The following is an 11,081-nucleotide window of genomic DNA, read 5'->3' as shown; positions in this document are numbered from 1 at the left end:
ATCCGGGCCACCGAGCAGCTGGTCGCGGGGATGGCCGAACCGCCGCGGATCCTGGTGGTGACCACCTTCGAGCACGACGACCACGTGTACGACGCGCTGCGGGCCGGGGCGGCCGGGTTCCTGCTGAAGCGGGCGCGGGCCGAGGAGATGGTGCAGGCGGTGCGGCTGATCGCGCGCGGGGACTCGCTGCTGTTCCCGGCGGCCGTGCGCGAACTCGCCCTGCGGTACGCGGCGCCGACCGCCCGGGCTCCGCGCCCGGCGCCGGAGCGCGGCCCGATCGGACGGCTCACCGAGCGGGAGGGGCAGGTGCTGCGGCTGATGGCCACCGGGCTCAGCAACGGGGAGATCGCCGCCAGGCTCGTGCTCAGCCAGGAGACGGTCAAGACCCATGTGGGCGGCGTGCTGGCCAAGCTGGGCGCGCGGGACCGCACCCAGGCGGTGATCGCCGCGTACGAGTCGGGGTTCGTGCTGCCGGGCTGAGCGTGCGGGGGCGGGCGCTCAGATCCGCCAGGACCGGATCCTGTCGGCCGCCGCGAACACGTCCGCCCGCCCGTCGGCGACGTCCCGGGCCAGCTCCACCAACGCCCCGTACGGCGGGTCGATGCCCTCCCCGGAGGCGTGCATGTAGGCCGCCGTCGTCATGCAGGCGTACAGGTTGTTGCGCACCGGAAGCGGCCGCAGCAGCACGATCGTGTGCATCAGGGTGGCGGCGCACCAGGCCGGATCGGCGTCGTGGCCGAGCTGCGCGGTGTTCACCCGGTGCCGGGCGACGGCCGCCTGCAGCGCGGAGTAGTCCCGCACGCTGAGGTCCTCCGGGGAGGCCAGCTCCTGGACGTCGAGCAGCCAGCGCAGATCGACCCGCAGCAGCATCATCGCGGCATCCTCATCGCTCACGCCCCGCTCAGGCGGCCGGCGCGTCCTCCGGGAACTCCCGGTCGAACTCCTCGCGGTGCGCGTTCCAGAACGCCACCGCGTGGGAGACGAAAACCCGGCGCTGCTGCTCCCGCACACTCAGGTCGTGCACATACGCCTTGACGCTCTTCCCGTCGGCGGCGGCCGCCTCGCGGATGGCGGCGAGTTCGTGCTCCGTGTACTCGATGTTGAGTGCTGGCATGGCGCCGATGGTACTGGAGCACACGGGAGTTGGACACTGAGCCGACGACCCCGAGGGGACTCCGGGGGGCACGTACGCCGCCGGTCGGAGCCCGGTGCGCTCCGGCGTACATCGGAGGTCGCGATGCGAACCGCTCTCCGGGTCGAGGTGCCGGGAGGCGGCCGGTCCGTACCGTCGACCCGTGGGCGGCGGAGGGGTTCCGCGGGGGAGGCCCGGGGCTGGAAACGGCGGGGAGCGGCATGGGCGGCACAGGTGGCACGGGCGGTACGGGCGGCACGGGTAGCGGACACCGGAGGCCGGTGGCCAGGGCGGCGGGGATCGCGGCGGTCGCGCTCGCGGTCACGGCGGGCGCGGTCGGCACGGCGGGCGCGGTCGGCACGGCGGGCGCGGTCGGCGGGGCGGGCGGGGTCGGCGGGGCGCCGGACGGGAGCGGCGCGGCGACCCGGCCGCGCGTCAACCGCCTGGAGGGCGTCTGGCAGGCCGACGGCTACGGCACGATCATCGAGATCCACGGGTCCGCTCTCCAGACCTACGACGTGACCCGGATCAGCTGCGTGCCGGGGTTCCTGACCGGTGTGCAGGTCGGCGGTGCCGGGCACGGCGGCACCGTCCGCTACGGCCGTCCCGGCAAGGGGTACGCCGACCTGTCCATCACACCCCGGGGCCGCGACCGGGCGGTGTCCAAGGAGGACGGCGCCACCGCGACCAAGAACCTCACCCGGCTGCCCGGCGGGCTGCCGGCCCAGTGCGGGCAACCCGCCCCGCAGGACGCGCTCGCGGCCTTCGACCGGTTCTGGGCGACCTTCGAGGAGAACTACCCCTTCTTCGCCGCCAAGGGCGTCGACTGGGCCGCCAAGGGCGCGCGGGCCCGGGCGGGGATCACCCCGCGGACCGACACCGACACGCTTCAGGCGATCATCACCGACCTCCTCAGGCCGCTCGGCGACGCTCACACGGCACTGGGGCGCAAGGGGCCCGACGGCGGGTGGGACGCCGTCTTCATCGGGCTGCGCCCCGGCACCGAGGAACCCACCGACCAGCTCCGCGAGCAGGCGGGGAAGGCCGTCGCCGCCCAGCTCCTCGCCCCCGAGCGGACCTTCGGGCAAGGCGGGCTGGGCGTCGGCGAACTCCCGGGCGGCATCGGCTACCTGCGGGTGAGCGCCTTCGAGGGGTACGTCGAGGACGGCCCGTACCAGGAGCACGCGGACGAGCTGGACAGGGCCCTGGACCTCCTGCTGGCCCACCCCGAGCGGCTGAACGGCCTGGTGATCGATCTGCGGCTGAACGGCGGCGGCTCGGACGAGCTGGGGCTGCGGATCGCCTCCCGGCTCACCGACCGCTCCTTCCTCGCCTACCGCAAGGTGGCCCGCAACGACCCGGCCGACCCGACCGCCTTCACCCGTCCCCAGCCGGTGACCGTCCGCCCCGCCGCCGGGGCGACCCGCTACACCGGACCGGTCGCCCTGCTCACCGCCGGCTCGACCGTCAGCGCGGGCGAGACCTTCACCCAGGCGATGGCGGAGCGGCGGCCGGCGGCGGTCCGCGTCGGCGAGAACACCCAGGGCGTCTTCTCCGACATCATGTTCAAGCCGGTCTCCGACGAACTCCTGGCCGTCCTGCCCAACGAGAAGTTCCTCACCCGCGACGGCACCACCTTCGACGGACCGGGCATCCCGCCGGACGTCCGGACCCCGGTCTTCACGAAGGAGGAGCTGGCCGGGCTGAAGGACTCCGCCCTGACCGAGGCCCGGCGACTGCTCGCCGCCGGGGCCGGCCACCGCTGAGCCGTCACAGCGTCACATCGGGTCCACCGCCCTCAGCTCGCCGTCCAGCTCCAGCCAGCGGGTGACGCCCAGGCCCCGCAGGAACGGCACGTCGTGGCTGGCGACGATCAGCGCGCCCTGGTAGGCGGCGAGCGCCTGGGTGAGCTGGCGGACGCTGGCCAGGTCGAGGTTGTTGGTCGGCTCGTCGAGCAGCAGCAGCTGCGGCGGCGGGTCGGCCAGCAGCAGCGCGGCCAGGGTGGCCCGGAACCGCTCGCCGCCGGAGAGCGTGCCGGCCGGCTGGTCGGCCCGTCCGCCGCGGAACAGGAACCGGGCCAACCGCGCCCGGACCGCGTTGTCCCCCGCGCCCGGGGCGAACAGCTTGACGTTGCCCACGACGGTCAGCTTGTCGTCGAGCAGGTCGAGCCGCTGCGGGAGGTGGCGCAGCGGCACCGGGACGACCACCTCGCCCCGCAGCGGGGCGAGTTCGCCGGCGATGGTGCGCAGCAGGGTCGACTTGCCCGCCCCGTTGCGGCCGACCAGGGCGATCCGCTCGGGTCCGCGCAGTTCGAGGTCGGCGGTGATGCCGTGCGGCAGCCGGACCTTGTCCAGGCTGAGGACGGTGCGCCCGGCCGGCACGGCGGTGCGGGGCAGGTCGATCCGGATCTCGGCGTCGTCCCGGACGGCCTCCTCGGCGGCGGTCAGCTTGCGCTTGGCCTCCTCCAGGCGCTCGGTGTGCATGCCCTGGAGCCGGCCCGCCGTCTCCTGGCCCTGGCGTTTGAGCTTGCCGGCGACGATGTGCGGGTCGTTGCGGGTGACCGAACGCTTCCGGCCGTAGCTGGCGCTGCGATCCAGCCGCATCCGGGCCTCGGCCAGGTCCCGTTTCTGGCGCTGGACGTCGGACTCGGCGTTGCGCAGCAGCCGCTCGGCGGTCTCCTGCTGGGCGGCGACGGTGCGTTCGTACTCGGTGAAGTTGCCGCCGTACCAGGTGACCTGTCCGTCCCTCAGTTCGGCGATCTGGTCGACGTGCTGGAGCAGTTCGCGGTCGTGGCTGACGATCACCATCACGCCGCCCCAGCCCGCCACCGTCTCGTAGAGCCGCTCGCGGGCGGCGCGGTCGAGGTTGTTGGTCGGCTCGTCGAGCAGCAGGACGTCGGGGCGGCGCAGCAGCAGGGTGGCCAGCCGCAGCAGGACGGCCTCGCCGCCGGAGAGTTCGCCGGTGGTGCGGTCGAGGCCGAGCCGGTGCAGGCCGAGCCGGTCGAGCAGGGCGCGGGCGCGCTCCTCGACGTCCCAGTCGTCGCCGACCGCGTCGAAGTGCCGCTGGTCGGTGGAGCCGGACTCGATGGCGTGCAGGGCCTCGCGGGCGGCCCGGACGCCGAGCGCCTCGTCGACCCGCAGGCCGGTGTCCAGGGTGAGGCCCTGCGGCAGGTAGCCGATCTCGCCGGCCGCCTTGACGGCGCCCGAGGTGGGGGTGAGTTCGCCCGCCAGCAGGCGCAGCAGGGTGGACTTGCCCGCACCGTTGAGGCCGATCAGCCCGGTGCGGCCGGGGCCGACGGCGAGGTGGAAGCCGTCGAGGACGGGCCTGCCGTCCGGCCACTCGAAGGAGAGGCCGGTGCAGAGGAGTGAGGTGGTGGGTTGAGCCATGGAAGCCTCCCGGAGGTCGCCGTACGTGGTCGTGGAGCAACACGGGGAGACACCGCGGGTGCGGGCGGGGACCGGGGAGGGGAGGGCCGGAGTCGTCCGAGCGACGGGGAACGCCGGACCGGCTCACCACTGAGGTCGGGCACGCGCACACTCACGGACCGCGGGCAGTGACATGGTCGGTGGCGAAGCCAACGACATGGCCGGTGACAGAACCGGCGACATGGCTGCGGAGCGGCGGGGGCGGTGTCTCAGGACCTCAGTAGTTCAACGGCGTTCTCCTGTTCAGGCGGTGGCAGGGATCACGCTACGGAGGCCCCCGGTGACGTGCAACCGGTTTTTCCGGTGCCGATCAGTGCCGACCCGATGACGGCCCGGCCCCGACCCGGCCAGCCCCACCCGGCCAACCCGGGCCGGAGCAACCCGACCCGGGACACATGACCCCGGTCACATGCCGAGCGCCTCCCCGCCCGGTCCGGGCGGGCCCGCCGCGGTCCCGCCCGGGCCCGCCTAGAATCGGGGGCATCATGAGCGCCACACTCGTCGTCAAGGACCTCGCCGCCGGCCACGGCGACCGCACCCTCTTCTCCGGCCTGGACCTGGTCGTCGCCCCCGGCGACGTGATCGGCCTGGTCGGCGTCAACGGAGCCGGCAAGTCCACCCTGCTGCGGCTGCTGGCCGGCCTGGACACCCCGGAGGGCGGTTCGCTGCGGCTCAGCCCGGCCACCGCCAACGTCGGCCACCTCCCGCAGGAACCGGAGCGCCGCCCGGACGAGTCGGTCCGCGACTTCCTGGCCCGCCGCACCGGGGTGGCCGCCGCGCAGGCCGCGCTGGACGAGGCCACCCAGGGCCTGGTGGACGGCGTGCCCGGCGCCGACGACGCCTACGCGACGAACCTGGACCGCTGGCTGGACCTCGGCGGCGCCGACCTGGAGGAGCGGGCCGAGGAGGTCGCCGGCTCGCTCGGCCTCAAGGTCTCCCTGGACCTGCCGATGACCGCCCTGTCCGGCGGCCAGGCGGCCCGGGCCGGCCTCGCCTCGCTGCTGCTCTCCCGCTACGACGTCTTCCTGCTCGACGAGCCCACCAACGACCTCGACCTGGACGGCCTGGAGCGGCTGGAGGCCTTCGTCAAGGGCCTGCGCGCGGGCACCGTCGTGATCAGTCACGACCGCGAGTTCCTGGCCCGCACCGTCACCAAGGTGCTGGAGCTGGACCTGCACCAGGGGCAGGTCAACCTCTTCGGCGGCGGCTACGAGGCCTACCTGGAGGAGCGCGCCACCGCCCGCCGGCACGCCCGCGAGGAGTACGAGGAGTACGCCGACACCAAGTCCGGCCTGGAGGCCCGGGCCCGGATGCAGCGCGGCTGGATGGAGAACGGCGTCCGCAACGCGCGCCGCAAGTCGAGCGACAACGACAAGATCGGCCGCGCGATGCGCACCGAGTCCACCGAGAAGCAGGCCGCCAAGGCCCGCCAGACGCAGCGGATGATCGAGCGGCTGGAGGTGGTCGAGGAGCCGCGCAAGGAGTGGGAGCTGCGGATGGAGATCGCCGCCGCGCCGCGCTCCGGCTCGGTGGTCGCCACCCTGCGCGGGGCCACCGCCCGGCGCGGCGGCTTCACGCTCGGTCCGGTGGACCTGCAGATCGACTGGGCGGACCGGGTGGCGATCACCGGCGCCAACGGCGCGGGCAAGTCCACCCTGCTGGCCGCCCTGCTGGGCCGGCTCGGCCTCGACTCCGGCAGCGCCGTGCTGGGCTCCGGCGTGGTGGTCGGCGAGGTGGACCAGGCGCGCGGACTGTTCCTCGGCGGGGAGCCGCTGCTGGAGGCGTTCGCCGCCGCCGTCCCGGAGCTCGCGCCGGAGGAGGTGCGCACCCTGCTGGCCAAGTTCGGCCTGAAGGCGGTGCACGTGCTGCGCCCGGCGGACACCCTCTCCCCCGGCGAGCGGACCCGGGCGGCGCTGGCGCTGCTCCAGGCGCGCGGGGTGAACCTGCTGGTGCTGGACGAGCCCACCAACCACCTGGACCTGCCCGCGATCGAGCAGCTGGAGTCGGCGCTGGCCTCGTACACCGGCACGCTGCTGCTGGTCACCCACGACCGGCGGATGCTGGACACGGTCGCGGTGAACCGGCGGATCGAGGTCGGCGGCGGCCGGGTCGGCGAGCTGTAGGCGCCGGCGGCGGCCGGGGACCGGGCCGCGGGCCGGAGAGGAGGTTCAGACCTCTTCCCCGGCCCGCCGTCATGTGCTGTGCTGTCGCCCATGGTTGACAGCACAGCGCTCGACAGCGCGGTGGCAGGCGTGTCCTACCCGACCGTCCCGCTCACCCCCATGACCGTGCCCGCCCACGAGGCCGAGGCCCGCAGCAAGGCTTTCCACGACGTGATGGACCAGCGCCGGACGGTCCGCGACTACTCGACCCGCCCGATCCCGGACGGCGTGGTCGAGTGGGCGATCCGCACCGCCAACACCGCGCCGAGCGGCGCGCACGTGCAGCCGTGGCGGTTCGTGGTGATCACCGACCCGGAGCGCAAGCGCCGGCTGCGGGAGACCGCCGAGGCCGAGGAGCGCGAGTTCTACGCGCACCGGGCCTCCGAGGAGTGGCTGGCCGCGCTGGCGCCGATCGGCACCGACTGGCAGAAGCCGTTCCTGGAGGACGCGCCGGCCGTGATCGTCGTCTTCGAGGTGCACAAGGGCCCTCAGTCGCCGCGTCCGTACTACACCAAGGAGTCGGTGGGGATCGCGGTCGGGCTGCTGCTCGCCTCGCTGCACCAGGCCGGTCTGGCCACCCTCACCCACACGCCGAGCCCGATGAAGTTCCTCAACGAGGTGTGCGAACGCCCGCAGGAGGAGCGGGCGGCCTACGTCATCCCGGTGGGCTACCCCGCCGAGGGGGCGCGCGTGCCGGACCTACGGCGCAAGGATCTCGACGAGGTACTGGTCCGCCTCTGACGCGCCCCCTCGCGGTCCCGGCACGCGGCGGCGGTCGGTGGTGACAGGTACAGGACGCCGACATAATCGCTGTCATGAATCACGTCATGCCGCCGCCGTCCGCGCCGGCGGCCCCCGGTGCGCCCACCCCCGGCCGACCGCCCGAACTGCTGCGGCCGGCCGGGGGGATCACCCTGCGGCGGCGCGCCCCGGCCCAGGCGCCCGCGCTCAACGCCGCCGTCCGGGCCAACCTGGACCATCTGCGCCCCTGGCTGGAGTGGGCCGCCGAGGCGCCCACCCCGGACCGGACCGCCGAGCTCACCGCGGCCGGCGTCGCCGCCTGGGACGCCGGCACCGACTTCATCTACCTGCTCGGCCTGGACGCCGAACCGGGCCGGGTGATCGGCTCGTTCGGCCTGCACGGCAGGATCGGCCCGGGCGCCCTGGAGATCGGCTACTGGGTGAGCGCCGAGCACGGCCGCCGCGGCATCGCCACCGCCGCCGCCCGGTCGGTCACCGAGGCGGCGCTCGCCCTGCCCGGGATCCACCGGGTCGAGATCCACTGCGACCCGGCCAACACCGCCAGCGGCGCGGTGGCCCGCCGGCTCGGCTTCCGGCTCGACCGGGTGGTCGACGCACCGGTCCGGGCGCCGGGCGAGACCGGGCGCAAGCAGGTCTGGATCCAGGAGCGCCGCCCGCCCGGCCCGTGCACCGTCTGGTGACGCCCGGCGGGCGACCGCCCCGGAGGGGTCAGTACCGCTCGCCGGACGCCGCCGGCAGCGCGTCCAGCTCGGCGAGGTCAGCCGGCGAGAGCACCACGTCGGCCGCCGCCGCGTTCTGCTCCAGGTACTTCGGCGTCTTGGTCCCCGGGATCGGCAGCACGTACCGCCCCTGCGCCAGCACCCAGGCGAGCGCCACCTGCGCGGGCGTCGCGCCGATCCGCTCCGCGATCGCCCGCACCCGCTCCACCAGCGCCAGGTTGGCCTTCAGCGCCTCTTGCTGGAAGCGCGGCAGCCCGCGGCGGAAGTCGTCGGCGGGCAGCTCGTCGAAGGACGTGATGCCTCCGGTCAGGAAGCCGCGGCCGAGCGGGGAGAACGGCAGGAACGCGATCCCCTGCCGCTCGGTGTACGGCAGCACCTCGGCGAGCGAGTCCCGGGTCCAGAGCGACAGTTCGTTCTGCACCGAGGCCACCGGGTGGACGGCCTGGGCGCGCTCGATCTCCTCGACGGTCACCTCGGAGAGCCCGATCCGGCGCGCCTTTCCGGCCGCGACCACCTCGGCGAGCGCGCCCCAGGACTCCTCCAGCGGCACCTCGGGGTCGATCCGGTGCAGCTGGTACAGGTCGACGTGGTCGGTGCCGAGCCGGCGCAGGCTGTCGTCGACGGACCGCCGGATGTGCTCGGGACGGCCGTTGCGCAGCACCCGCTCCTCGGCGTTGCCCGGCACCAGGCCGACCTTGGTGGCGAGCACCGCGCGCTCCCGGTGCGGTCCGGCCAGCGCGGCGCCGACCACCTCCTCGTTGGTGTAGGGGCCGTAGATGTCGGAGGTGTCGATCAGCGTGACGCCGAGGTCGAGCGCCTGCCGGATCACCCGCACCGAGTTCTCGTCGTCGCGGTTGTGGACGTCGTAGGCCCAGGTCATCCCCATGCAGCCGAGGCCGACGACCCCGACCTCGGGACCCTCGCTGCCGAGCGTGGCGTTGCGCATGACGTACTCCTCACTGGCGCCGGCCCCGGGGGGCCGGCCGCGGTCGGATCAACGGTGAACAGCCTCTCCCTTAGAGTGCGCTCTAGGTCAAGCCCGCTCCCGCGGGGCCGCTCCCGCACGGAACTGACGAACCGTCAGCCAGTCCCGGAACCCTCCCCGCAGCACCAGGTCCGCGAGCCGCCGGTACCCGCCCGCCCCCGGGTGCGCGCCGTCCCCGGCCAGGGCCTCCGCCGTCCAGTCCGGGTCCGCCGCCAACTCCCGGGTCACGTCGATGAACGGCACCCCGCGCCCCGCGCAGAGCCCGGCGATCCCGTCGGCCAACGCCAGCAGCCGCTCCAGGTGCGGCGCACCCGCGCCGACCACCGGCGGCGGGCCCACCACCAGGGGCGCGAGGCCGCGTTCGCGCGCCCCGTCCAGCAGCGCTGCCACGTTGGCCAGGCACGCGTCCGGCGCGACCCTCGGCCGTCCACCCTCCTCCACCGCGTCGTTGCTGCCCACCGAGAGCACCAGCCGGTTGTCCGCCCCCGGCAGCGCCCGGGCCGCCGTCTCGTCCCAGCAGCGGGCCAGGACGTCCGCCGAGGTGTTCCGCCGCACGCCCAGGTTGAACGCCGTCACGCCGGCCGGGCCCGCCGCGAGGCCCGGCCGGCCGTCCGCCATCACCCGGCCCACCCAGCCGCGGTACTCCGGGTCCCCGATCCCCTGGGTGAACGAGTCGCCGAGGAAGGCGATCCGCAGGTCCCCGCCGCCGTCGCCGCCGCCGTCCGCGTCGCCCTTGCCGTCCATGTCGTCCATGTCGTCCATGTCGCCGCTCATGGCGGAACCTTAAGGTCCGCGTAAGCCTTGCCGCGACGTGCCTTAGCTGTACCGACGGTCCTTGACGTGCACTGGTGGTCTAGTCCAGGTTGATACTCAGTACCGCGCACTCCCCCACCGGACCACCCCTCCACCGCCGCCCGCCCCGCGCCTCCTCCCCCCGCGCGCGGCGGGCGGCGGCCCCGTCCCGGCTACAGCCCCGAGGCCCGCCGCGCCGCCCGTTGGGTCCCGGTGCTCAACGCCCCGGGCCGCCGGCCCGCAGGATGGCGTCGAGCTTCCCCTCCAGGACACTCCGGGGCGCGGCGCCGGACCACGCGCCCACCGGCCGGCCCCCGACGTAGACGACGAAGGCGGGAACGGAGGACCCCGGTGCTGGACCGCCAGCCCGAACTCCTCGTCCAGGTCGACCTTGACGACGTCCAACTCACCGGACCGCTCGGCGGCCAGCTCCTCCACGACGGGGCTCACCATCCGGCACGGGTGGCACCAGGTCGCCCAGAACTGGACCAGCACGGGACGCTCGGACTGAACGACGGCTCGGTGAAGGTCTGCTCGGTGACACTCTCGACCAGGCGGGGAACATCTGCGGACATGCGCGGGCTTCCTGTCTGTGCGAACGGCGAGGAGTGCCGTGCCGTGACCGCCGGACAACGGCGGCCGCGGAACGGCCTGTTGCCGCAACACTGCGCGCCCGAAACGCGCCCCGACAACAATCGTTGCCGTTTCCGGGACGATGGAACCGCCCGGGCCGGTCTCAGCCCGCGCCCTCCCGGGACCCGCCGGGCCTCCGCCTCACCATCGCGGTCCCCGCGTCCAGGTCGACCCCCGCGCCGGGCGGAGCGCCGGCCCGCTCGTCGTCCCGCAGGACGAGCTGGGCCTGCCGCTGCTCGATCTGGACGCGCTTGTTGGCGTTGAACAGCGCGTGCAGTTCCTCGACCGCCGTCATCCCGAGACCGCCGGCCACCTCACCGGCACGCGACCGCCGGCGTCCGCTCCGCAGCGCCGCCGCCATGAACAACGCGGTCACCAGCACGGCCGCGACCACGGCCACCGTCACCACCATGCCCGAACCAACGAGCACGCCGCACACGATCGTTCCCGCCACCCGCGCGGGAGGCCGGA

General features: G+C 74.5%; 12 protein-coding genes. 5 read left to right on the top strand and 7 right to left on the bottom strand.

Annotation, left to right across the window (positions count from 1 at the left end; genetic code table 11):
* On the top strand, positions 1-480 hold a 480-nt coding region (locus ABD308_RS00725; RefSeq protein WP_344322911.1), incomplete at its 5' end, for a LuxR C-terminal-related transcriptional regulator.
* A gap of 18 nt (positions 481-498) precedes the next feature.
* On the opposite strand, the gene ABD308_RS00720 is transcribed toward ABD308_RS00725, so the two are convergent.
* A complete protein-coding gene (locus tag ABD308_RS00720) occupies positions 499-870 on the bottom strand; it encodes a toxin Doc (RefSeq protein WP_344323180.1) in 372 nt (123 codons plus the stop codon).
* A gap of 31 nt (positions 871-901) precedes the next feature.
* Complete coding sequence (locus ABD308_RS00715; RefSeq protein ID WP_344322900.1) at positions 902-1,114, bottom strand: hypothetical protein; 213 nt, start codon at positions 1,112-1,114, stop codon at positions 902-904.
* Between the two features lie 299 nt (positions 1,115-1,413).
* Here ABD308_RS00715 and ABD308_RS00710 point away from each other — a divergent pair, with 299 nt between their 5' ends.
* Entirely contained in the window at positions 1,414-2,898 is a 1,485-nt protein-coding gene (locus ABD308_RS00710) for a S41 family peptidase (RefSeq protein WP_344322890.1), read from the top strand.
* A 12-nt stretch (positions 2,899-2,910) separates the two neighbouring features.
* Here ABD308_RS00710 and ABD308_RS00705 read toward each other — a convergent pair whose 3' ends face one another.
* Positions 2,911-4,518 (bottom strand): ABC-F family ATP-binding cassette domain-containing protein, encoded by a 1,608-nt coding sequence (locus tag ABD308_RS00705; protein ID WP_344322878.1) that lies wholly within the window; start codon positions 4,516-4,518, stop codon positions 2,911-2,913.
* A 524-nt stretch (positions 4,519-5,042) separates the two neighbouring features.
* On the opposite strand from ABD308_RS00705, the gene ABD308_RS00700 reads away from it, so the two are divergent.
* The 3 genes from ABD308_RS00700 (at position 5,043) to ABD308_RS00690 (ending at position 8,161) form a co-directional block, all read left to right on the top strand.
* Positions 5,043-6,680 carry an ABC-F family ATP-binding cassette domain-containing protein gene (locus ABD308_RS00700; protein WP_344322866.1) on the top strand — a complete coding sequence of 546 codons (1,638 nt, stop codon included), beginning with the start codon at positions 5,043-5,045 and terminating at the stop codon, positions 6,678-6,680.
* Positions 6,681-6,770: 90 nt separating this feature from the next.
* On the top strand, positions 6,771-7,460 hold the full coding sequence (locus tag ABD308_RS00695; protein WP_344322855.1) for a nitroreductase family protein: 690 nt from the start codon (positions 6,771-6,773) through the stop codon (positions 7,458-7,460).
* A gap of 74 nt (positions 7,461-7,534) precedes the next feature.
* Positions 7,535-8,161: a GNAT family N-acetyltransferase gene (locus tag ABD308_RS00690; RefSeq protein WP_344322844.1), complete on the top strand. Its 627-nt coding sequence runs from the start codon at positions 7,535-7,537 to the stop codon at positions 8,159-8,161.
* Positions 8,162-8,189: 28 nt separating this feature from the next.
* On the opposite strand, the gene ABD308_RS00685 is transcribed toward ABD308_RS00690, so the two are convergent.
* The 4 genes from ABD308_RS00685 to ABD308_RS39525 all read right to left on the bottom strand — a co-directional run bounded on the left by ABD308_RS00685 (position 8,190) and on the right by ABD308_RS39525 (position 10,905).
* A complete protein-coding gene (locus ABD308_RS00685; protein WP_344322833.1) occupies positions 8,190-9,146 on the bottom strand; it encodes an aldo/keto reductase in 957 nt (318 codons plus the stop codon).
* Between the two features lie 87 nt (positions 9,147-9,233).
* Positions 9,234-9,959, bottom strand: coding sequence for a GDSL-type esterase/lipase family protein (locus tag ABD308_RS00680; protein ID WP_344322821.1), 726 nt, complete (start codon positions 9,957-9,959; stop codon positions 9,234-9,236).
* Positions 9,960-10,055: 96 nt separating this feature from the next.
* Positions 10,056-10,472, bottom strand: a complete 417-nt coding sequence (locus ABD308_RS00675) for a thioredoxin family protein (protein WP_344322811.1) — start codon at positions 10,470-10,472, stop codon at positions 10,056-10,058.
* Between the two features lie 241 nt (positions 10,473-10,713).
* Positions 10,714-10,905 carry a DUF6191 domain-containing protein gene (locus tag ABD308_RS39525; protein ID WP_425554662.1) on the bottom strand — a complete coding sequence of 64 codons (192 nt, stop codon included), beginning with the start codon at positions 10,903-10,905 and terminating at the stop codon, positions 10,714-10,716.
* Positions 10,906-11,081: the final 176 nt, after the last annotated feature.

Source organism: Kitasatospora putterlickiae, assembly GCF_039527695.1.
Lineage (GTDB): Bacteria > Actinomycetota > Actinomycetes > Streptomycetales > Streptomycetaceae > Kitasatospora > Kitasatospora putterlickiae.
The sequence above is the reverse complement of the archived record's forward strand: the minus strand, read 5'-3'. Positions and strand labels throughout refer to the sequence as shown.